Genomic DNA, 24,004 nt, shown 5'->3' with positions numbered 1-24,004 from the left:
TTAGTTTTTTTCAATTTTAAAACCTATTGCTATCCAATTATCTTTGTCTTTTTTATTTGCTAAATAATATTGCTTACCGAACTCAATGTCTTTTATTTTTATACTTCTTTGTTTCCAACCAAATTTATAATCTGGTCTACCTGTTAATTTTTGTGTAACATCCATTTGGACATTCACTTCTAAATTTTCATTGGCTAAGTCCCCTTTTATATCAAATTCAATAATTCTATCGATATTGTAATACATATTAGAATCTGAAACTTTTATCAATTCATATATGCTTTCAGAATTTTTATTACTGCTATCTTCATTATTCAGAGCACTATTTTGTTTCAGTTTAACAGGATCTGAGGAAGAAATATCCCATAGTCTTGGTTTCTTATTTCCAATAGCTTTAATTTCAACATTACTTGATGTTGATTTTCCATACATTCGAACACCAGCTGTACCAAAAACATCTACATTTGATGTTAAAGGATTATCTAAATCATAAAAAAAAGTGTCAATATCAGCTTTTAAATGTGTTAGTGTTACTCTATATCTTCCTTTATAATCTTTTTCCGTTTTTATACTGCTAGTTGGATTACTTAATCCTTGAGATGTTGTTGTTAGCCCCCCTGTAGCCGTTTTATAAGTTGTAGTTAAAGAAGCACTTACACCTGTCAAAGACTTAAATTCTGCTACCGTCATTGGTTTTAAGAATTTGACAGAAAACTTAGTTTTTTCAGCAGTATTCACTTTTCCTATTTCACCATACCAAACGGTTATATTCTCACTATTTTCCGATTTTATATAACTTTTATAAAGATTGTATTGTGTATTTCCATTATAAAAAGAACCATAAGCTACCGTTTTCAAATCAGTATCGAGCTTGGCTGTAAACGATTTTCCATCTTCAAACTTGCCTTCTAAATTGAATCCTTTTTGCTGCAAATTAAGTTTTTTGGTAAATCCGTTAGGATACGATTTAAACTCATACTGCCCAGACCATTTGTCCATTTTCAGACTTGGAAATGCATCCGATTTTAATGTTCCTGTCCAATTGCCTCTATTGGTAGTTTCTCCTTGCCATCTCCATTCTCCTGTGAAGGATTTATTATCTGAAGCCAATTTGAAGTAAAACTCCCCTACTTTTCCATTATTGGTAAACTTCCCATTAATGGTATAACCTGATTGTATGGCATCAATTATACCTATTGAAGAGTAATCTCCGTAAACTATTGGTCCTTCATGAATAAGTTTTACTTCTCCAAAGGAAGTATTCCAAGTTCCTGTAAAATTTTGTGCTTGTACTAGTATTACAAACAAAAAAGTAATTATTGTTGTGATTTTTTTCATTTTGCTTTCAGTATGAAATAAATTAATAAATGATTATTACATCAGCAATTTTTAGCTGAGTACTAGTATTTATCATAGCATAATACGTTAGACTACCGTTTTCTGACTCATTCGTAATAGTATAATTTTCACCACTAAAAAATAGTGATGATGCAGCATTTCTATCGAAAAACAAAAAATCTCCATTGGATAAAAAAGATGAAATAAATGCGAATAATTTATCTTGATTTGCGTAGATACCTCTAATACTTGGCACTATGTTTTTAGAAAATACAGAGACATTATTTGAAGAAACTCCTATCAAATTCTGATTTTCTCCATAGATGAGGGTTCCTGAATCTGTTCCATTGGAATAGTCATAAGTATTATTAGTACTATCAAAAGTTAAAACATATGGTTCATTTTGTCCAGATATTGAAACAGTAGCGTTCTCTCCATTATAAGTAACAGTAATAATTTTAGCAACATTACCAAATGTTTGAGTAATTTGAGAAACTTTTTTATCTGCATTGTAATTGATTGTTCTGTTCTTAACACCATCAACATCGGTTATTTTCATAGCTGATAGTAAACTATTTTCATTATAACTAAACTCATACAAAGTAGTTGTTGTTATGTTGCCTTGCTCTGAATATGTATTAAGTATTACTTTTTTAGCATTTCCTAAGGTTTCTTGTTGTGGAGTAGCATCATCATCTTTAGAACAAGAAATCAAAGAAAAAACAGACACAACTAATAAGGTTAAAATATTATTTTTCATTTTTATTTTTTTAAATTTTTAATAAAATAAATCTTCTTTTTTCACTTGAATAAAATTCATAACAGGATATTTACAAACAATTTTTCCTTGTATAGGTTTCCAATTTTCAGGTTTATTAGTATCTAAAAAATTCCCTGCCTTTCCAGAAAATTCAATTATAACTTCATCTTGATTTAATTTTGCTATAGTTGCTTCTCCTTCTAATAAAGTGTATGCAAATCCATTTTCCTTTGCCATAGTAACACTTACTACCGTTCCATTAGCATCTCTAGGATCTAGTTTTCCTTCTTCGTTTTTGCCTGAAATAGGCTTTACATCAAGCATATTTTTTAAACCTGAAAAAGAGATGTTAATTTTAGCATCATCACTATCTATAGAAAAAACCATCATCTGTTTTCCCGCTGTATTCATAATGGCTTTAAAATTTTCTTCAGTAGTAAAAAGAGGCTTATCATCATAGGTAATTTCAATTTTAGCTTGATTCTGATTAGCTCTTTCAATATTCTCAGAAGCGACACCTACTTGATTTAAAGTTTTTTCTATTACAGAATTAGTAACACTTTCAGTCGCTTTGTCTTTAGCGTCTTGACAACTTATATTAAATTGCATTGCAATTAGTAGTAAACTGATTTTTTTCATTATTATAATTTTTGGATAGTAAACAAACTCATATTTATCATTCTTACTTTTTCCTCTAAAGCAATTACCTTCATGGAACTTTGTTTTTTAGATTGTTTATTAAAAAAAGTCATTTCCATCACATAACCATAGTCTGTATTTAACAGTTGCATTGGGTTTTCTTCTTTCTTTTTAGAGAATAACTTAGACATTCCTCTTAAATAATCTTGGTATTCAAATTTAACATCTGGAGCATACCAAGCATTAATTCGGCCTTCATCATAAGTAATATTGTATTCATGACATGTATATCCATTCATCATTTTAGTTTTCCCTGTTTTCTTAACTGATGGTACAACATCTGAGGCTTCTTGACTAGAAATGTCTTGATTACCCATCATTTTTTCCATCCATTCTAAAGACATTACCTGAGCAGTTCCATTAGAAATATCTAACATAATGGCTGATTCATTTTTCATATCAATAATAAATGGATCTCCATTTTTTTCCATTTCTGTGAGTAAAGCCATTTTACCATAACTCTGTTTCATAGTTGTTTTTTGAAGATTAGAAGTAAGATCTTCCACTTCAATTGTAGCGGTAACTGGGAAAACATATTTAGATTCATATTTTATTGCATCGTCATTTCCACTAAATATATTGCCTGGAAATTCAGTCTGATTGCCATTTTGGGTTGCTGATTTCTTTTTTTTAGATTTCTTTTTTATTTTTTTTGGAGTTTCAAAAATGGTATCAACAGTCGCTTCTGTAGTTTGATTAATTTTTTCATCCGTTTTCCTTTCCAAAGCATGTTCCATAGACTGTTGCGCTTTATCTTGTAGTTTTTTAAAAAACTGAGCATTAATGGTATGACTAAAAAATAAAGTCATTAATAATGTCAAACAAAAATGTTTCATGAGTTATAGATTTTAAATGTTTATTGTTCATTTGTAGAAAAAAAACAAAAAGGTAAACCCATAAATATTATTTTTGTTTTAAAGTTTACTTTACAAAATATCTGCTACTAATGAATGAGAACAACATAGTTGAAAGAATAAAACAAAATGACACTGCCATAATAAAGAAGATTTATGTAGAAAATAAATTGGCTTTTTTTAAGTTGGCAAACCGTTATGCTATTCCTAATGAAGTTGCTTTAGATATTTATCAAGATAGTATTGTTGCTTTAGTTGAAAATGCAAGAAAAAATAGCATAGATAATCTAAAAAGTAGTGTTAGTACTTATTTAATTGGAATAGGAAAATTTATGATTTTTAATTATCTAAAAACAAAAAAATCGGTTAATTTGAGTGAGTTAGAAGAGATTGAAACCATAGAAGATTTTACTACAAATAACGATTTATTAAACGAACGAGAATTATTACTAAAAAATGCCTATGAAAAATTAGGAGAACAATGCCAGAAAATTTTAAATCTATTTTATTTTGAAAATAAAAAATTAGAAGAAATACAAGTGATTTTAAAATATGAGAATAAAGATGTTTTAAAAAGTCAAAAATCGAGATGTATTTCTCATTTAAAAAAATCCCTAAATCCAAAGAAATGATGCATGAGTTAATTGAAAAATATTTTGAAAAAAATCTTTCTGAAGAAGAGAAAATTCGTTTTGATAAAATGCTAATTGAAGATGTCGATTTCAAAAATGAATTTGAATTCTATTCGGAATTAAAAAATGCTGTGACAGTTTCAGAGAGACAAAAAATAAAGAAAGAGATTCAACAATTTGAAGCTATTGAAGACAAGCCTGTTTTTACATTAAAACGCTATTTTCCTTATGCAGCTATTTTATTGATAATGGTTTCATTTTGGGTTTACTTTGTTATAAACCGACCAAATAATGATAATTTATACCTTACTTATTTTGAAGCATATCCAAATATAGAAATTTCAAACACAAGAAGTGAGCCTAATCAAAAATCAGTCATTGATGATGCTTTTATAGCTTATGATACTGAAGATTTTAAAAAAGCAAACGAGTTGTTTGATTTGGCTTTAAAAATTTCAAATACAGATTATATTCAATTTTATAAGGCTATTTCTTTAATGAAACTTAATCAACACAAAGAAGCTTTGAAATTATTTGAAGTTACAAATTGGACCACAAGTTATAAGGAAAAATCTATGTGGTTTCAGTCACTTTGCTATTTGAAATTAAACCAAACGAAAGAAGCTAAAACAATGTTATCAATACTTTCAAAAAAATACTCTTTCAAAAATAAAGAAGCTAAAGAATTACTTTCTAAACTTTAAAAAATAGATAAGTAAAAAAGCAATAATTACTAAACTTAAAAACACATATATCATGATATAATTATTAGGTTTAGAAAACAAAGCATCAGAATTTCCATTTAAAACAAATCCAGACCAGTAATATGGATGCTTCAGTTCGGGTGCTTTTACTGTAGATAAAAATTTAATTTTTGCTTTTTGTAAGGCTTCATTTTTGGGCAAACCATCATTCAAATATTCATAAAAATATTGCATGATTTCAAAACCTTGTTTGTCTGGAGTTTCCCAAAGACTATGAATAGTTGAAGATACTCCACTAAATGTAAAAGCTCTAGATAAACTCATTACTCCTTCTCCTGCATGATTTTTCCCTAAACCTGTTTCACAAGCACTAAGTACAACTAAATCTAAAGGTAAATTCATCGCATACAAATCAGAAAAATATAAATCTTTATCTTGAAAAATAAGTTTTGATTTAAATTCATTTTCATAATCTATTTTTGCATGCATTGCTAAATGATAAACCGTGTTTTCTTTATACTTCAAAAAATTATTTATTGTAGCTTGATCCTTTGTAAAATAATTAGCATTAAATTTTTCATGTAGAAACAAAGCTTCTTTTTCTGCAAAAGGTAAAATACTATAAGGACTTTCTGTATAATCTGGCTGAAAAACAGACATTGTAATATCTTTCCTTTTTTGATGCTTTTGATTTTGTAATTCTAATAGAGATAATGAATTAGAATAATTAATTCTAAAATTTTGAATTAGAAATTTACGCTCATTATCTACTAAAGTTTCAAAAGGCATACCATTCAAAAAGGTATTTGTTACAATAGTTAAATTATTGTTTGTAATATTAAATGGTTTTATTAAAATAGTATACAGTTCGTTAGAAATATTTTCCATAGGTTTTCTATTATCAATTTTTAAAAGATATTCTTTTACTCTTGCTTTTAAATCATTTATATCACAAACTCTTTTTACTGTTACTCTATTAGATTCATCAACATAAACACCGTAAACACTTGTATCGGTTTTATAATATATTAATACTGGACTTTTAAACTTTAATAGAAATTGATTAAAATTGAAATTCGGATTTAAAAAAGTATTCAAAAAAGGAAAATCATTTTTCAATTTCCTTTCTAATAAATCAATTTTATTTTTCAATTGATTTGCTTTAAACTTATTATCTACTGAACTATTCTTTAAATAAAATGTCATTTTAGATTTTAAAGCATTAATTTCAGATAAATAGTTTGTCCCTTCTACAAAACTTTTAAGCTTTTTATTTATTAAAAAATTTTTACATAGATATTTCGATTGAGTATTTTCAATCATTTCCACTATTTCAACATTGTTTTCTTCATTAAGTAAAGCAATTTCCAAAAGACCTTTTCTTATATTTATTACATATTCTTCTAAGCCTGTATTAAACAGTCCACTTTCATAAATATTATTAAACAAACTAACCGATAACTTATAGCCTTCATAAGATTTTTCTAAGCAAGATCTTCTTTTGGTTTCTCTAAAAATATCGAAATATTCTTTCGCAATCTCATTATTATAAGAGAGTAAATAAAAATCTGCATTATTACTTTTCTTTATGTAGAAAACTGCTTTATCAAAATTTTTTTCAGATTTATGAAAAGATTTTTCTTGAAAAAAAATCATAGCTTTACTCGTATACAAACCTGCTAAATCTCTATACTCATTTTTAGGACATAGTTTTATTGCTTCATCAATATAAAAATGAGCTTTGTCAAATCTTTTTAATTCTCTCCAAAAATAACTGTAAAAAGAATACATGTCTATCAATGCCTTTTTATCGGAAAATGGAATTAATATTTTTTCAGCCTTATCTAGTAATGAAAACGCTTTTTCATATTCTTTTTTTCTATATGAATATTCTGCATAAATACTTGTTGCATCGGAAAAAATCACTAAAACAGCTTCTTTATCAATCAAATTAATGAAGTAGTTATATAATTGATGATACGTTACTAAAGCTTCATTAGCTTTTCTTTCTGCTATATTTATTTTTAATTGATTATGAAAATAACTTAAAATCTCTTTGTCAATAAAAGAAGGTGCAATTCGATTAACAGCAGGAATATTTTTTTTAAGCTTAGTAAAATAAAACTTTGCATTGTCTAAATCACCATATTCTAATAAATTACTTATTAAACTATTATATGATGATATTAAATTAATAGTATTACCGTTTGTACTCCTTTCCCAAATTGAAGTTGCTCGTATATAATAATTTTGAGAGTTTTTAAAATCTGAAACTTTATAATATGAAGCACCAAGATAGTTATACAATAAGGCAGCCTCTTCAGATTCTACCTTCCCATTTTTAAAATAGATTTCCTCAGCCTTTCTATAATATTCTATTGTCTTATTTTCATTGTTTAATTTTTTATAAATAAAAGCTATATCTATAAAAAGCTCCACCTGTTCTTCAATATTTAATATTACCTTTTTATTTTCAACATCATATAAAAACTGTAAAGCAATTTCCAAAGCTTCAACCCAATCACCTGTTGCATTACCTACAGTAAAACAATAGTTTTTATAAAACTCCAAGAGAAAAAAATCAGAAAGAAGTTTATCTGATTCTATTTTTCTTTTCAAATTTTCCAGTAATTGTAATTTTTGTTTCCAATCATTCATTAAATAATAACTTGATAAGGTCAATTTAATCTCATTAGTAGCATATTGATTGGAGTTTTTATTTACAAAGCTATTCAGACAAAACGTTCTTACCTGAATAGATTCTTCATATTTTTCCACTTTATGAAGTGAATCAGCTTTTTTATCTAACTCATAGACTGATTGAGAGAAAGTTAGATGAATTATAAAAAAAAAGAAAAATATAAGTCTCATTTAAAAAAATATGAAAAACAAATATAAAAAAATCAACACTATAATGATTGTTAATACTAAAATTAAACTTATATTTGCAGCCGAATTGCTACCATACAATTCATACATAATAATCATTTAAATAATATTGGCATGTACTTAACTAATGAAGTTAAAGCTGAAATCTTCGCAAAACACGGAGGAAAAGCTGAAAACACTGGATCTGCTGAAGGGCAAATCGCTTTGTTTACATTTAGAATTAATCACTTAACAGGACACTTGAAACAAAATCGTCATGATTACAACACTGAGCGTTCGTTAGTGAAACTAGTAGGTAAAAGAAGAAGTCTTCTTGACTACTTAAAGAAAAAAGATATCAACAGATATCGTGAGATTATTAAAGAATTAGGAATTAGAAAATAATCAACTAAAGGGGCTTCGCGCCCCTTTTTGTTTTATATATTTTAGAGAAAAAGTTTGGTTTTTCATTGGGTTTCAAACAACTACACACACAACAACAACACAACTAAACCCTTTGTTTAATTAAGAATTACAATTATGATTCCAAAAGTATTCCAAGAAGTAATCGATTTAGGAGATGGTAGAACCATTTCTATCGAAACTGGAAAATTAGCCAAACAAGCTGATGGATCTGTAGTAGTGCGTATGGGAGATGCTATGTTATTAGCAACTGCTGTATCTGCAAGGACTGCAAATCCTGGTATTGATTTTCTACCATTAACAGTAGATTATCGTGAAAAATTTGCTGCAGCCGGACGTTTTCCTGGTGGATTTTTCAAAAGAGAAGCACGTCCTAGTGATAGTGAAGTATTAACAATGCGTTTAGTGGATCGTGTTTTACGTCCTCTATTTCCAGATGATTATCATGCTGAAACGCAAATCATGATTCAGTTGATGTCTCATGATGATGAAGTAATGCCAGATGCATTAGCTGGTTTAGCTGCCTCAGCTGCACTTGCTGTTTCTGACATTCCTTTTTACAATTTAATTTCAGAAGTACGTGTTGCACGTATTGACGGAAATTTTATCATTAACCCTAGTAGAGAACAATTAGTACAATCAGATATTGATATGATGATTGGTGCTTCTATGGATTCTGTAGCAATGGTCGAAGGTGAAATGAAAGAAATTTCAGAAGCCGAAATGGTAGAAGCAATTAAAGTTGCTCACGAAGCAATTAAAGTTCAAATTCAAGCACAATTACGTTTACAAGAAGCTTTTGGTAAAAAAGAAATTCGTGAGTATGAAGGAGAAAAAGAAGATGAAGCTATTTACGAAAAAGTAAGAACTGCTGCCTACGATAAAATTTATGCTATTGCTCAAGAAGCATCAGCAAAAAGCGAAAGAGGTGAAAAATTTGCAGAAGTAAAAGAAGAAGTAAAAGCATTATTCACTGAAGAAGAATTAGAAGAGAATGGTGATTTAGTTAGTAAATACTTTTACAAAACAAATAAAGAAGCTGTTAGAAATGTTGTTTTAGAAAAAGGAACTCGTTTAGACGGAAGAAAAACTACAGAAATTAGACCTATTTGGTGTGAAGTAGATTATCTACCATCAACACATGGTTCTGCTATCTTTACTCGTGGAGAAACTCAAGCATTAGCTACAGTAACTTTAGGTACATCTAGAGAAGCAAATCAAATTGATTTACCATCTGAACAAGGAGAAGAAACTTTCTATTTACACTATAATTTTCCTCCTTTCTCCACTGGCGAAGCAAAACCATTAAGAGGAACATCACGTAGAGAAGTAGGACACGGAAATTTAGCTCAAAGAGCGTTAAAAAATATGATTCCTGCGGATTGCCCTTATACTATTCGTGTAGTATCTGAAGTATTAGAATCTAACGGTTCTTCTTCTATGGCAACTGTATGTTCTGGAACATTAGCTTTAATGGATGCAGGTGTACAAATGGTAAAACCAGTTTCTGGTATTGCAATGGGATTAATTACAGATGGCAACAATTTCGCTGTATTATCTGACATCTTAGGAGATGAAGATCACTTAGGAGACATGGATTTCAAAGTTACAGGTACTGCTGACGGTATTACAGCGTGTCAAATGGATATCAAAATTGACGGGTTACGTTATGATATCATGGAACAAGCTTTAGAACAAGCCCGTGAAGGTCGTTTGCATATTTTAGGAAAATTAACAGAAACTCTTGCTCAACCAAGAGTAGAGGTTAAACCAAAAGCTCCTAAAATTATCACTCGTACTATTCCTGGAGCATTCATTGGAGCATTAATTGGTCCTGGTGGAAAAGTAATCCAAGAATTACAAAAAGCAACTGGAACTACTATTGTTATTAATGAAGTAGATGAGCAAGGAGTTGTAGAAATTCTAGGTACAAGTCCAGAAGGAATTGCTACTGTATTAGCTAAAATTGATTCTATTATTTTCAAACCAGAAATGGGAGAAGCATACGAAGTAAAAGTAATAAAAATGTTAGATTTTGGAGCTGTTGTAGAATACACTAAAGCACCAGGAAATGAAGTTTTATTACATGTATCTGAACTAGCTTGGGAAAGAACAGAAAATGTTGCTGATGTAGTTAAGATGGGAGATGTTTTTGAAGTAAAATATTTAGGAATTGACCCTAAAACACGTAAAGAAAAAGTATCTCGTAAACAATTATTACCTCGTCCTCCAAGAGAGGAAAAGAAAATCGAGAAAAAAGATAACCCACAAGGTTAGTTCAATTATTTAATTCATATAAAACTCCACTTTCATACATTTGATTGTGGAGTTTTTGTTTTTGCATTCATCGCGCAACCTTTTTTATTTTACAAGACTACTAAATAAACAAATTTTATAAAAATATAAAAATGAAAAAATTAGCGCTTCTATTTTTAGGAACACACATAATATTTGCTTGTTCATGTGATAAAGACGAACAAATATTTGATGAATCAATCTATTATAACAATGGATACAGATTGTAATACTATACAATCTGTATCATCATATAAATTTTAAAAAACACCATCACTCTTTTTAACCTTTCACTTTACATTTCTTACAAACAACACAGTTATTGATTATTAAATGGCGCTTCTTTTGCAACATATTTACAGTTGCCGAATAAAGTATCAAATCTAAAGAATTAACATTATCAAAATTCTCATAGAACTTCTCTCCTATTCTTTTAAGTAAAGTCTTCATTAATTTTCTTTTAATTTAATTTACCCATTTTATTAAGATGTTTAAAATGTGAATGTATCATCTCTAATAATGTTTTATGATGATAAGGTAAGTCATATTCTGTGGTAGTTTCTTTAATAATGTCATTAATTTCTTTATAGTTTACATGACATATATTTGGAAATAAATGATGTGCTGCATGACAATTAGATCCTCCACTAAAAAATCTTGCCCAACTTTTGTTTGCATTCCAATCACAACTAGTATAAAGTTGATGAACTGCCCATGAATGTTCTAAGTTTTCATCTTTAGGCAAGGGATAATCAGCTTCTTCAAAAAAATGAGTCCCAACCAACATGATTATAAAAATTAGTGATGTAAAAGCACTTGAAGACAAAAAAGCAAATAAAACAAATAACCACCCTAAAGAAGAATAAAACATTGGAAAGATCAATACTATAGAAAAATATAAAACCTTATAAAGGAAAAATCTTGTATATAACTCTCGTTTTGAAAATCCTTTTTTCATCCAATCATACTCTTTTGAAAACAAATATATCCAATCACTAACAAAAACAGAATGCAATAAAGTCAACATATACACAAAAGGAGCGTAATAAACTTGATATTTATGCTTTGATCCCCAAGGATGCGTCGGACTTAGCCTTAAAAGTGGATTTTTATCTATATCAACATCACTTCCTTCTACATTCGCATAAAGATGATGTGAACGAATATGCCGTAATCCCCACAACATAGGATCTATTCCTACAGTTAAAAAACTAATAAAATGCAATATGCTATTTAATTTTTTATTCTTAAATGCTGTATTATGACTTGCATCGTGACCTAAACTAAAACCAATTAAAAGTCCCGACAATTGAAATACTAAATAACTAAGCCAAAATTCTATTCCTGTTATACCATCTAAAAAAAGCAATGAATAAGACAAGTAACATAACGAAAACCAAAAAATACCTTTAGCCCAAAATTTAAAATTACCATGATGAATTAGACCATCTCCCAACTTATTGTAAACTCTTTGTTTTAAAACTAAAAAAAAGAGTTTCTCTGATTCTGATTTATTAAAATATTTTGCTTTCATAAATTAAACTTTAATTTCTAATTCAAAACTATTTTATTAATCACAAATTAATTTGCAGTAAACAATATTAATTATATTTGTATTTGCGAAAATCACAAAATGAAAAATCAAGACTTATTATTAAAAGCAATTCAACAGAAAGTAAAAAACGTATCGCTCTTAGACGAATTAGCAAAAGTATTAGGTATAAGTTACGATGCTTCACACAGAAGAATATCTCTAAAAAGCAAATTTTCAATTGATGAAACTATAGCACTTTGTAATCATTATGACATTTCTATGGATACTTTATTCAGAAATGGAAATAAATATGTACTAGAAAAAACAAAAACTATAAAATCTATTTCCGATTTTAAGTTATACTTAGAAAAATCAGCTTCTTTATTGAGCCAATACAAATCATCTGATTCTTATGTTTATTATTCTGCTAAAGATATTCCTTTGCATTACACCATTGGAGGTAGTTTATTGTCAAAATTTAAAATATATGTTTGGTTAAACATCTTAACATCTGACCAAAACTTAAGCTTCGAAAATTTTGTCATAGAAGAATCCATGTTACAAGAATCTACTAACTTAGTCGCTATATTTGAAAATGTAAAACGAACAGAAATCTGGAATGATACAACCATTAATAGTTCCTTACAACAAATGTATTATTTCTATGAAGCTGGTTTGTTAAGTTATGAAAATGCCCTCTTAATTATTAATGATATCAAAAACATAATCGCATCTATAGAAATTGAAATAAAAAAAGATACTACTAATTTTGAAATATTCTATAATGAATTATTAGTTTTAAATAATACTGTTTTGTTTGCTAATGAATATCATTCATCTTTTTTTATACCTCATAACATGCTAAGTTATTATGTTACATCAGATGTGAAAATTTGTCAAGAAGAAAAAGAATTCATTCAAAATCAATTAAAAAACTCCATGTCAATTTCTAAAGCGGGCAAAAAAGATCAAAAAATTTTCTTTAACAGAATGCATCAAAAAATTGAGTTCTACAAGAACAAAGTTGAAAATTATATTATCGAATAAAAAAAATCATTTTTTTTGTAACTTTTTTACAACCTCTTACGTATAACAAACAGAACACTTAAAATCAAGAGGGATAATATAGATGAGACAACTCAAAATTACCAAGCAGGTAACGAATCGTGAAACTGCTTCCTTAGACAAATATCTACAAGAAATTGGAAAAGTTGACCTTATTACTGCGGATGAAGAAGTAGAATTAGCACAACGTATAAAAGCAGGTGATCAAAGAGCACTTGAAAAATTAACAAAAGCTAATTTACGTTTCGTGGTTTCTGTTGCTAAGCAATACCAAAATCAAGGACTTACTCTACCCGATTTAATTAACGAAGGAAATCTTGGTCTAATTAAAGCGGCTCAACGTTTTGATGAAACTCGTGGTTTCAAGTTCATCTCGTACGCAGTTTGGTGGATTCGTCAATCAATTCTTCAAGCTCTTGCTGAACAATCACGTATTGTACGTTTACCATTAAATAAAATTGGTTCTATCAATAAAATTAACAAAATGTATGCCTTATTAGAGCAATCTAGTGAGCGCGCACCTTCTGCTGAAGAAATTGCAAAAGAACTAGATATGACCGTAAATGATGTAAAAGAGTCTATGAAAAACTCTGGTCGTCATTTATCAATGGATGCTCCTCTTGTTGAAGGTGAAGATTCTAACCTTTATGACGTTTTACGTTCTGGAGAATCTCCAAATCCTGATAGAGAGTTAATCCATGAATCATTACAAACTGAAATTGAAAGAGCTTTAGAAACATTAACTCCTAGAGAAGCTGATGTGGTTCGTTTATATTTCGGATTAGGTGATCAACATCCTATGACTTTAGAAGAAATTGGTGAAACTTTTGATTTAACGCGTGAACGTGTTCGCCAAATTAAAGAAAAAGCAATCAGAAGATTGAAACATACTTCTAGAAGTAAAATACTAAAAACCTATTTAGGATAGTTTTCAATATCTTTTTTTAATTTCATTCTTATATTCAAGAAAATTGAAAATTTGAATTTACGAAACAAAAAAGAATTTAAAATTAACAATATTTAAAGCAACAACAGTTTCAATAACTGTTCGTTTTTTGATTGATGATTGAAACCTCGGCTGATTACCGAGGTTTTACTTTTATACAGAATAAACTTTTAAACAATTAAAGGAAAAAGTATCTTTGCATCACAACTAATTAAAAGTATCTGTAATAAATTCAGATTAAACAACACACACAATGAAAAATACACTTATTGCTCCTTCAGTTTTAGCGGCTGACTTTGCTAATTTACAACGTGACATTGAAATGATTAACAAAAGTGAAGCCGACTGGTTTCATATAGATATTATGGATGGTGTTTTTGTACCAAATATATCATTTGGTATGCCTGTTTTAGGAGCTATTACAAAACATGCTAAAAAAACTATTGACGTTCATTTAATGATTGTAGATCCTGATCGTTATATTTCTACATTTAAAAAATTAGGTGCAGATATCTTAACCGTACATTATGAAGCTTGTACTCACTTACATCGTTCATTACAAGCTATAAAAGCAGAAGGAATGAAAGCAGGTGTTGCTATTAATCCTCATACTAATGTTTCTCTATTAGAAGATACTATTAATGATATAGATTTAGTATGTATTATGAGTGTAAATCCAGGTTTTGGAGGACAATCATTTATTGAAAATACATATAAAAAAGTTAAACAATTAAAAGAGATTATCACTAGAAATGGTGCTAATACCTTAATAGAAATTGATGGTGGTGTAACAAATCAGAATGCAAAACAACTAGCTGACGCAGGTGCTGATGTATTAGTAGCAGGTAGTTATGTTTTTGGAGCAAATGATCCTATCGCTACTATAGCAAATTTAAAAGAAATCAGTAAATAATAAATATCAAGTCTGTTAGGTAATTATATCTAGCAGACTTTTTAATATTGTTCTATTAAATACTTTATTAAATCGGTTGTGGTAACAATTCCTACTAATAATTTTCCTTCAACAACTGGTAATGCATGAAATTCTTTACTAGCTAATATTTCTGCGGCTTCTTTTATAGTCGTTGTTGGCGTTATAGTAACCACATTCTTAGCCATTACTTGCTCCACAGTAAACATATTATAAACTGTTGCATCAATAATTCCACTTTCATCATCTATTGCATCAACAAATGAAATTCTCAGTAAATCTGTATAACTCAATATCCCGATTATCTTATTTCCATTTACCACAGGAATATGACGGATATGATATTTTTTAAATAAGTTTTCTGCCTTAGTTAAATCATCAGTTACAGTTAACGTAATGACTTCTTTTGTCATAATTGTTGTTATCGGTTCTTTCTTTCTCATGATTTCAAAATTTTACTAGAATATAAAGTTAAGGTTATATTTTAGTATTTAAAAATATAATCATGAAATTATAACAACACTTCTCTTTTGTAAACTTTCCCTTGTTATACTAAATATCAAAACTTCAAATAACAATCATTATATCTAAATATGGAAGAATTATTTAGCCTTTAAAATTAATCATTATTTTGACTTTGTCATATAACTCTGGAAACTCTTGTTTAAATTGATCTGGTGTTTCAAAAAAGTGTTCTAATATTACTGCAATAAATTCAAACTCATTTGTATAGGCATAAATCCTAAAATAATTAGAAGCGATAAGTTTTTTATAGTTTGGCGGATGTTTTACCTGTTCCATTATTTCCTCATAAGTAACAGTAAAAATAGTAGCAGAAGTGTCCGTATTTTTCAATCCTTGATGATGCAATACATGCCCAAATTCATGTAATCCTAAATTTAAATTATCATTACTTATATTATATCCTTCCATAAAATCTTTCCATGAAAATACTATTGCTTTCATTCTAGGGTTAAATTCTCCTTTATGATAGGCATCATTCATTTTAGAATAATAAATATCTGGATATATAACTATTTTATCTATTACAGAAAAAAGATACTTTCTCATTCCAAAAGTTAGCATAATAGCCGTTGCAGCTATTAAAACTCTCATTTCATCAGTCACAACTAATCCTTCATTTCCGTGAAAAGAATATCGCGTTATAAAAGTAGCCACTCTATGCTCAAAGTAAACTTTCTCTTTTGGCGATAATTTTTTATAAAATTCAAATTGATTGTGCAAAATTTGTACTTGACTCAATTTTAACTTCTTTGGAAAAGGATAAAAATGCACATAAATAGGTCTTCTAAAGAAGAAAGCATAAATAGGCTCTATAGCCACATTATAAGTAAAGAAAACCAGAAAGGCTAAACCTAAAAATAATAAAATATACTGCAATGGTTGATTTATTTGGAGCTATGATTACCTAAAAGACGAATATAAAAAATTAAATATAAAATTATCCATTCTATAAAAAAAATATTAGCTTTATATGAAAGAACAAATAGTATAAAAACATTGAAAATACAAACCTTACAAATCGATAAACTTACAACTGAACGATTAATCTTAATTCCATATACAATACAAATTTGCGAAAACATCATCAATAAAAATTTTAGCAATTTATTTGACATGGGATTAAAAAGAGGAAAAAGTTGGCCCGATAATGATGTTATAGAGACTTTACCTAAAATAATTAATAACTTATCACAAGTTGAATCGCCTACTGGATTTGAATCTTGGATGATTATAAAAAAAGAAACATTAGAAATAATTGGAGATCTAGGATTTAAAGGATATAACCATAAAGAAGAAAATATCGACATTGGATATGGCATAATAGAAGAAGAAAGAAGAAATGGTTATGCAGAAGAAGCAACAAAAGAACTTATAAAATGGGCTTTTTCAACAGGACTCATAAAAGAAATAACAGCAAAATGTTTAATTGAAAACACAGGTTCTATCAATCTAATAAAAAAGTTGAACTTTATAGAAGCAAAAAGAGACCATGAGATGATTTATTGGACACTACAAAATAGATACAAATAGCCTTAAATTTATAAAAAATTACAATTATTTACACTTCTTTTACATTTTACCCCATCTCGCTATTTAAATTTACAGTAAAGTTAAACACAAAAATTACTATAAATAAAAAATATAGCAGTATGATAAAAAAATGCCTTTTAACAAGTAAATCATTTATATTTATTTTAATCTTTTCAATTTCATCATCATGCAATGGGCAAAAAGAAACGAAAATATTTCCCGAAAAGACTAAAGTATTAGCTAATAGCATTAGTTTATCCGCAAAAACCCTACCTGAATTCAAAACAGATCCTCACGTTAAAGAGTCACAAGGAAATCAAATTAGCGGAGTAGTCCGTACCATATTTCAAGATAAAAATAATTTCTTCTGGTTTGGTACTCAAAACGGTCTTTGTCGTTATAACGGGGAGGAATTGATTTATTTCGACATAAAAAATGATCTTGGAAAAAGAATTGTTGTAACAGTAATAATAGAAGACCAATTAGGAAACCTATGGATTGGTCATGATGGAGGAATAACTCAATATGACGGCACTTATTTTACCAATTTCACAGAGAAACAAGAACTAATTAGCAATAATGTTAGGAGTATGGCAATAGATACTAATGGAATTATTTGGATAGGCACTTTACAAGGAGTTAGCCGTTTTGATGGAGAAAAATTCACTCCTTTTTACATTCCTGAAGCTAAACCAGACAACACAAGAGGTGTTACAAGTAGTAAAATAGTACACTCTATCATGGAAGATAGTAAAGGGCAACTATGGTTTGGTACTAATGGAGGTGCTTACATATATAATGGTGAGAAATTAACTAATATTTCTGAAAAAGATGGTTTGTGCAATAATAATGTGAATTCTATTATAGAAGATTCAAGTGGAAATATTTGGTTTGCTACTACTCATAATGGATTGTGTTATTTCAACGGTAATTCTTTTATAAATATAACAGAAAAAGGAAATATCACTGGAAAAGAAATCTGGAACATATCAGAAGATAAAAACAAAAACATTTGGTTCAATGTAAAAGGAGAAGGTATTTATCGTTATGATGGAGAAAACTTTACTCATTTCCACGCAGAGCAAGGACTTTCAAACAATGCTACTTTTAAAATCTTAGAAGACAATCAAGGACGCATTTGGAGTGTAGGATTTATGGGAGCTTATCGTTACAATGGAAAATCATTCATAAATATAACTAGAAATGGACCATGGAATGATTAAGTTCAACTTAAATCTTATTAAAATGACTTTAATAAACACTCCTTTTATCTTGTCAATACTTTTTACAATTCTAACAGTATTTTCTTCTTGTAATGAACAAAAAAACACCAATGCCACTCCTTTAAAACTTGAAAAAAAATCCATTGGAAAAACAGTTTATGAACTCGATTCAAAAGCTACTCTGATTTATCAAGACAAAAACAACAACTATTGGTTTAGCAGCAAAGAAAAAGGCGTTTATAAATACAATGGAAAAAATCTTATTCTATATACTTCAAAAGATGGATTAATTAGCTATTCTATTTTAGGAAATCAAGAAGATAAGAGGGGCAATCTCTTTTTTGATACACCAGATGGTGTTAACAAATTTGACAGACAACAATTTACAATATTAAAAATAATAGAAGGTGAAAACGAATGGAAACTTGAACCAAATGATTTATGGTTTAGAATAGGATGGAATAATAACGGTCCTTATCGATATGATGGTAAAAATTTATTCCATTTAAAATTTCCTAAAAGCCAGCTTGAAGATGAGTTTCATTCAAAATATCCAAATATTTCTTATAACCCTTATGGCATTTATTCAATCTACAAAGATCACAAAGGAACACTTTGGTTTGGCACTTCAAGTTTAGGCATTTATCGTTTTGACGGAGAAAAAATAAGTTGGATGTATGAAAAGCTTTTAACAGAAACACCAGAAGGCGGTTCATTTGGTATTCGTTCCATTATAGAAGATAAAGAAGGATACTTCTGGATTTGCAATTCAACTTATAAATACAAAATCTTACCTGATAAAACAGTAGATAATGAAACTAATCTAATTAACTATAAAAGAGAAAAAGGGATTGAAAACAATAGAAAAAAGAATCTATATTTTATGTCAATGACAATTGACAATCATAATGATTTATGGATGATTAGTTATAATGATGGCATTTGGAAAAACAACGGAAAAGAACTTATTCAGTATCCTATTAAAAATGAAGAAAAAGAAATTCTGTTATTTGCAATTTATAATGATAATCAAGGGAATCTGTGGATTGCAACACATAATGATGGCACATATAAATACAACGGAGAAACCTTCGAAAAATTCAAATTAACAATACCAAAGTAGTAGGAACACTATACTTCATGATTCATTTTCATTACATCAAAACTAAAATCCTTTCCCATAGTTTTTTGTTTATTTTCTCTATATTTGAAAATAAAAATACACTTAAAAGCATAGTGTAATTATTAATCTAGCTAAACTATACATGAATCTTCGAAAAAAAAATCCTGCTTTAATCTTAATCGATGTACAAAAAGCTTTCTTAGATGAAGAATATTGGGGTGGAAATAGAAATAATAAAAATGCAGAAGCCATTTGCGGTCAAATTTTAAATCAATGGCGAAAATTAAACTTACCCGTATTTCACATCAGACATAGTTCAACAAATTTAAATTCTAAATTACATATCTCAAATGAAGGATTTCAATTCAATGAACACGTAACTCCACTAAAAAACGAACCTATAATCACAAAAAACGTAAATAGTGCTTTTATCGGAACCGATTTAAAAGAACAATTAGACAATCTAAACATTAATACTTTAGTCATTGTTGGAATAACAACAAATCATTGCGTATCAACAACAACCAGAATGGCTGGAAACTTCGGATACGAAACGTATTTAATTTCAGATGCAACAGCTACATTTGATCGAATAGGAATTAACGGAGAAAAATATGATTCAGAAATTATCCATTTAACAACACTTGCAAACCTAAATGAAGAATTTGCAACAGTATGGAGCTTAGAAAAATTAATGACTGAAATATAAAACAGCTTAAATAAATACTACTCCTGCACAAATTATTGTGTGCAAAAAAAATACTCGTCCATTTTTCGGTTGCTGAATAAACACTATCATCGGAACTTTGCTTCAAACAATTATACGATGAAATTTAAAGACTTACACAATCAAGACAAACCTTTATTAATTGGAAATGTTTGGGATGTATCTAGCGCAAAAATTGCTGAAAGATTAAACCTTCAAGCCATTGGAACTTCAAGTTCAGCAATTGCAGCACTCTTAGGATATAACGATGGAGAAGAAATGGAATTTTCAGAATTAAAATATTTTGTAAAACGAATAGCCCTAAACACAAAGCTCCCTCTATCTGTAGATTTAGAATCGGGTTACAGTCGCAATCCTATAGAAATTGCCAATCACATTAAACAATTAGCAGCTATAGGAGTTGTTGGAATTAACATAGAAGATAGCATTGTTAAAGACAACAGAGTATTACTAAATGCAGATGAATTTGCAAGAACACTTTCAGAAATAAAAAAAATACTTCATAAAGAAAATTTTGAAATATTTATCAATGTAAGAATCGATACTTTCTTATTAAATTATTCAAACGCAATTGAAGAAACAAAAAAACGAATTCAATTATATGAAAATGCAGGTGCAAATGGAATTTTTATACCTTGCATTAAAAACATAGCAGATATAAAAGAAATTGTAACTTACACTAAGTTACCAATCAATGTAATGTGTGTGCCAAATCTTCCAAATTTTGATACACTAACTCAATTAGGAGTAAAAAGAATAAGCATGGGTAATTTCTTATTTGATAAAATGTACACTCAATTTGAGCAAACATTACAAGAAGTAATCAACCAGAAATCATTTAAATCCGTTTGTTAAATGCTAATTACAGACAATGAAAAAATAGAAACATATTACAATGCTTTGTTAAAAAGAGAACAACGCTTTGTAGGCATCTTTTTTGTAGGTGTAAAAACTACTTCTGTTTTTTGTATTGCTACTTGTAGAGCAAGAAAACCAAAATTAGAAAATGTAGAATTTTACACGTCATTTAAAGAAGCACTAGATAACGGATATAGACCTTGCAAAATTTGCAAGCCTACTGAAAATGCGAATGAAGCACCAGAACAGATTGCATTAGCTATTAAATTAGTTCAAGAAAATCCTAAAGAAAAAATAACAGACGATCAACTTCGTCAAAAAAACATAAGTCCAGAAGTAATACGCAGATGGTTTAATCAAAATTATGGCATAACATTTCAGGCTTATCAAAGAATGTATAGAATTAACAACGCTTACCAAGAATTAAAAAAAGGTAAAAACACAACAAACACAGCTTTTGATTCAGGGTATGAATCTTTAAGCGGGTTTGGTTATACCTTTAAAAAAATAATAGGTAAATCACCTCAAAAAAGTACACATAAAAATGTTATTTTAATTAACCGATTAACAACTCCTTTAGGACCAATGTTTGTTTGCGCTACTGAAAACGGAATCTGTCTCCTAGAATTTGTAGATAGGCGAATGCTGGAAACAGAATTTAAAGATTTACAAAAATTATTAAATGCTACTATTATTACAGGAGAAAACGAACATATAAAACAGGCTAAAAAAGAAATTACGGAATATTTTGATGGAAAAAGGAAAGTTTTCAGTCTAAAACTCGAAACTCCTGGAACTGACTTTCAAAATTCTGTTTGGAATTGTTTAAAAGAAATTAAATACGGAACAACTACAACATATCAGCAACAAGCCGAGAAAATCAATAATCCAAAAGCAATAAGAGCCGTTGCTTCAGCTAATGGTTTTAATAGAATTTCTATTATTATTCCTTGTCATAGAGTAATTGGAAAAGATGGAAAAATGACAGGATATGGTGGTGGAATTGAACGAAAAAAATGGCTGATAGAACACGAAACTAAAAACATATTGTAATAATATTTTTTTAAATTAAATTCTATAAAAGGCATAACTTATTTTCCTCAATATCATTATAAAAAAGTATTAAAATCGTGAAAAATATCTCGATTATCTATTTGGAAAATAAAAAAATTCTTACCATATTTGTGACAGGTTAAGTACCTTGCTTTTCTTTTAAAAAGAAAAAGATGATGTTTCGTCATCAAGTAGAAATTGTATTTCACACATCACTACATACTATCTTTAGGGTGAGAAAACGTACTAGTAGTGCATTTTCGGTGCCTTCTCCGAGAGATAAAATGCACTACTAGTACGTTTTCTCTGGAGTTGATAGATATAGTCCTAAGAGAATACGAAGGTTTTAACTAAGTCCTATTTTTAATCCTCTTAAAAATAGGACTTTTCATTTTAAAACAATAAATATGTCAGAACAACTTACGCGACAACAGCTTTATGATCGAATAAAAGAGAGTTCAAAAGATGGATATATTCTAGAAGAAATGAAACGATTGGGATTTTGGAAATCTCAAGGAGAGCCTACATTAGAAGAAACTCTTATTCAAAGAGAAGCCAATCTCAACAAAGAACTTACTGCTTTAGTTGCAAAAGAACGTAAATTTCAAAACCAAGAAATGTTACTCAAAGAAATTCACAAACAACGCATGCAAAAAGCAAAAGCGAAACGTGAAGAAACAAAGCAAAAGAGAGAACAAAAAAAACAAGATCAAGCAGCTCGTTGGCAAGAAATTCAAGAAAAAGAAATCATTTATTTAGGTGATGACGTTTCAAAAGGACTACAACAAACCGAATCAAACAAAGATTTACTTCTTCAAAATAACCTTCCTTTTTTTGAAAATGTTTTGCATTTAGCAGAAAGTATAGGAACTAGTACTAAAAAATTAACTTACTGGTGCTATCATAGAAAAGTAAGTACAAATAGTCACTATTATACTTTTGAAATTCCAAAAAAATCAGGTGGAAAAAGAAAAATATCAGCTCCTAAAACAGGTTTAAAAAACCTTCAAAAATGGTTATTGGATACTCTTTTGTCAAAAATTACAATGGCAGAAGAAGTTCATGGTTTCACTGCCAATCGTTCTATAGTGAGTAATGCAAAATCACATATAGGCAAAGAAGTTGTAATCAATATAGACTTAAAAGATTTTTTCCCTAGCATTCATTTTAAAAGAGTAAAAGGATTATTCAAAGCCTTAGGTTATTCTGAGCAAATCGCAAGTATTTTTGCGCTTATTAGCACTCAAGCTGAAACAAAAGAAGTACTATTAGATGGTGTAAAATATTATGTTCAATCTGGAAATAGAATTTTACCACAAGGCTCTCCTGCAAGTCCAGCTATAAGCAACCTTATTGCTTATAAATTAGACAAGCGTTTAAAGGGACTAGCACAACGATATGGTTTTACTTACACGCGATATGCTGATGATTTAACTTTTTCATCGGAAGAAAACAATGCTAAAAATAGTGCAGCACTACTCTATTTTGCTAAAAAAATTATTACTAGTGAAGATTTCACAGTGCATCCAGATAAAATACATCTGATGAAAAAATCACGTCAACAAAAAGTAACAGGAATTGTTGTCAATGAAAAACCTAATATAGATCGCAATCGACTACGACAATTTAGAGCATTATTACATAATATTTCATGCAATGGTTGGAAAGATCAAAAATGGGGAAAAGCTAAAAATATTTATAATGCCATTGATGGATATATTTTATTTATTCACATGGTTCAACCTGAAAAAGCAATTGTTTTTCGCAAAAAATTAGAAGAAATTGTTGTAAAGCATGGCAAACCTATTACTAAATGTTCAACTCCTTTACCTGTGGAAACACAAAAAAAAGAAGAAACACTAAGCGAAAAAGAAAATTCCTCTTCACCTTCTAATTGGTGGTCTAATTTTTAATAC

At 28.8% G+C, this 24,004-nt stretch carries 22 protein-coding genes; 14 read left to right on the top strand and 8 right to left on the bottom strand.

Annotated features, from left to right (window positions below; translation table 11 throughout):
• The 4 genes from LXD69_RS08615 to LXD69_RS08600 are packed head-to-tail and all read right to left on the bottom strand — an operon-like array spanning position 1 to position 3,633.
• Entirely contained in the window at positions 1-1,338 is a 1,338-nt protein-coding gene (locus tag LXD69_RS08615; RefSeq protein ID WP_246918822.1) for a hypothetical protein, read from the bottom strand.
• A gap of 22 nt (positions 1,339-1,360) precedes the next feature.
• Positions 1,361-2,098: a hypothetical protein gene (locus LXD69_RS08610; RefSeq protein WP_246918820.1), complete on the bottom strand. Its 738-nt coding sequence runs from the start codon at positions 2,096-2,098 to the stop codon at positions 1,361-1,363.
• Between the two features lie 18 nt (positions 2,099-2,116).
• Positions 2,117-2,737 (bottom strand): hypothetical protein, encoded by a 621-nt coding sequence (locus LXD69_RS08605; RefSeq protein WP_246918818.1) that lies wholly within the window; start codon positions 2,735-2,737, stop codon positions 2,117-2,119.
• Positions 2,738-2,739: 2 nt separating this feature from the next.
• Positions 2,740-3,633 carry a hypothetical protein gene (locus LXD69_RS08600; protein ID WP_246918816.1) on the bottom strand — a complete coding sequence of 298 codons (894 nt, stop codon included), beginning with the start codon at positions 3,631-3,633 and terminating at the stop codon, positions 2,740-2,742.
• Positions 3,634-3,743: 110 nt separating this feature from the next.
• On the opposite strand from LXD69_RS08600, the gene LXD69_RS08595 reads away from it, so the two are divergent.
• Together LXD69_RS08595 and LXD69_RS08590 are read left to right on the top strand one after the other, a co-directional pair.
• Complete coding sequence (locus tag LXD69_RS08595; RefSeq protein ID WP_246918814.1) at positions 3,744-4,283, top strand: RNA polymerase sigma factor; 540 nt, start codon at positions 3,744-3,746, stop codon at positions 4,281-4,283.
• Complete coding sequence (locus LXD69_RS08590; RefSeq protein WP_152640699.1) at positions 4,280-4,987, top strand: tetratricopeptide repeat protein; 708 nt, start codon at positions 4,280-4,282, stop codon at positions 4,985-4,987. The genes LXD69_RS08595 and LXD69_RS08590 overlap by 4 nt, the downstream gene beginning before the upstream one ends.
• Here LXD69_RS08590 and LXD69_RS08585 read toward each other — a convergent pair.
• Positions 4,970-7,858 (bottom strand): CHAT domain-containing protein, encoded by a 2,889-nt coding sequence (locus LXD69_RS08585; protein ID WP_246918812.1) that lies wholly within the window; start codon positions 7,856-7,858, stop codon positions 4,970-4,972. The genes LXD69_RS08590 and LXD69_RS08585 overlap by 18 nt on opposite strands.
• A gap of 132 nt (positions 7,859-7,990) precedes the next feature.
• Between LXD69_RS08585 and rpsO the strand changes: the two genes are divergently transcribed.
• On the top strand, positions 7,991-8,260 hold the full coding sequence (rpsO, locus tag LXD69_RS08580) for a 30S ribosomal protein S15 (RefSeq protein ID WP_045967565.1): 270 nt from the start codon (positions 7,991-7,993) through the stop codon (positions 8,258-8,260).
• 135 nt (positions 8,261-8,395) lie between these two features.
• On the top strand, positions 8,396-10,555 hold the full coding sequence (locus tag LXD69_RS08575; RefSeq protein WP_045967564.1) for a polyribonucleotide nucleotidyltransferase: 2,160 nt from the start codon (positions 8,396-8,398) through the stop codon (positions 10,553-10,555).
• Between the two features lie 478 nt (positions 10,556-11,033).
• On the opposite strand, the gene LXD69_RS08570 is transcribed toward LXD69_RS08575, so the two are convergent.
• On the bottom strand, positions 11,034-12,107 hold the full coding sequence (locus LXD69_RS08570; RefSeq protein WP_246918810.1) for a fatty acid desaturase family protein: 1,074 nt from the start codon (positions 12,105-12,107) through the stop codon (positions 11,034-11,036).
• A gap of 99 nt (positions 12,108-12,206) precedes the next feature.
• On the opposite strand from LXD69_RS08570, the gene LXD69_RS08565 reads away from it, so the two are divergent.
• The 3 genes from LXD69_RS08565 (at position 12,207) to rpe (ending at position 15,031) form a co-directional block, all read left to right on the top strand.
• The gene (locus LXD69_RS08565; protein ID WP_246918808.1) at positions 12,207-13,154 is read left to right on the top strand and encodes a hypothetical protein; all 948 of its coding nucleotides are present in this window, start codon (positions 12,207-12,209) and stop codon (positions 13,152-13,154) included.
• Between the two features lie 82 nt (positions 13,155-13,236).
• Positions 13,237-14,100, top strand: a complete 864-nt coding sequence (locus LXD69_RS08560; RefSeq protein ID WP_045967558.1) for a sigma-70 family RNA polymerase sigma factor — start codon at positions 13,237-13,239, stop codon at positions 14,098-14,100.
• Positions 14,101-14,371: 271 nt separating this feature from the next.
• On the top strand, positions 14,372-15,031 hold the full coding sequence (gene rpe, locus LXD69_RS08555; RefSeq protein ID WP_045967557.1) for a ribulose-phosphate 3-epimerase: 660 nt from the start codon (positions 14,372-14,374) through the stop codon (positions 15,029-15,031).
• A gap of 41 nt (positions 15,032-15,072) precedes the next feature.
• On the opposite strand, the gene LXD69_RS08550 is transcribed toward rpe, so the two are convergent.
• A complete protein-coding gene (locus tag LXD69_RS08550; RefSeq protein WP_045967556.1) occupies positions 15,073-15,492 on the bottom strand; it encodes a CBS domain-containing protein in 420 nt (139 codons plus the stop codon).
• A gap of 163 nt (positions 15,493-15,655) precedes the next feature.
• The gene (locus LXD69_RS08545; RefSeq protein ID WP_161794120.1) at positions 15,656-16,450 is read right to left on the bottom strand and encodes a zinc-dependent peptidase; all 795 of its coding nucleotides are present in this window, start codon (positions 16,448-16,450) and stop codon (positions 15,656-15,658) included.
• A 120-nt stretch (positions 16,451-16,570) separates the two neighbouring features.
• Here LXD69_RS08545 and LXD69_RS08540 point away from each other — a divergent pair, with 120 nt between their 5' ends.
• From LXD69_RS08540 to LXD69_RS08510, 7 genes are all read left to right on the top strand, one after another.
• A complete protein-coding gene (locus tag LXD69_RS08540) occupies positions 16,571-17,104 on the top strand; it encodes a GNAT family N-acetyltransferase (protein WP_246918806.1) in 534 nt (177 codons plus the stop codon).
• Between the two features lie 119 nt (positions 17,105-17,223).
• On the top strand, positions 17,224-18,327 hold the full coding sequence (locus tag LXD69_RS08535) for a ligand-binding sensor domain-containing protein (RefSeq protein ID WP_246918804.1): 1,104 nt from the start codon (positions 17,224-17,226) through the stop codon (positions 18,325-18,327).
• A 22-nt stretch (positions 18,328-18,349) separates the two neighbouring features.
• Positions 18,350-19,450 carry a two-component regulator propeller domain-containing protein gene (locus LXD69_RS08530; protein WP_246918803.1) on the top strand — a complete coding sequence of 367 codons (1,101 nt, stop codon included), beginning with the start codon at positions 18,350-18,352 and terminating at the stop codon, positions 19,448-19,450.
• Between the two features lie 142 nt (positions 19,451-19,592).
• Positions 19,593-20,159, top strand: a complete 567-nt coding sequence (locus LXD69_RS08525) for a cysteine hydrolase family protein (protein WP_246918802.1) — start codon at positions 19,593-19,595, stop codon at positions 20,157-20,159.
• A 117-nt stretch (positions 20,160-20,276) separates the two neighbouring features.
• On the top strand, positions 20,277-21,032 hold the full coding sequence (locus LXD69_RS08520; protein ID WP_045967550.1) for an isocitrate lyase/PEP mutase family protein: 756 nt from the start codon (positions 20,277-20,279) through the stop codon (positions 21,030-21,032).
• A complete protein-coding gene (locus LXD69_RS08515; RefSeq protein ID WP_246918800.1) occupies positions 21,033-22,088 on the top strand; it encodes a bifunctional transcriptional activator/DNA repair enzyme AdaA in 1,056 nt (351 codons plus the stop codon). It begins immediately after the preceding gene.
• 407 nt (positions 22,089-22,495) lie between these two features.
• Positions 22,496-24,001 (top strand): reverse transcriptase family protein, encoded by a 1,506-nt coding sequence (locus tag LXD69_RS08510; protein ID WP_246918798.1) that lies wholly within the window; start codon positions 22,496-22,498, stop codon positions 23,999-24,001.
• The last annotated feature ends 3 nt before the right edge of the window (positions 24,002-24,004 follow it).

It is taken from the genome of Flavobacterium sediminilitoris (assembly GCF_023008245.1).
Taxonomy (GTDB): Bacteria; Bacteroidota; Bacteroidia; order Flavobacteriales; family Flavobacteriaceae; genus Flavobacterium; species Flavobacterium sediminilitoris.
The sequence above is the reverse complement of the archived record's forward strand: the minus strand, read 5'-3'. Positions and strand labels throughout refer to the sequence as shown.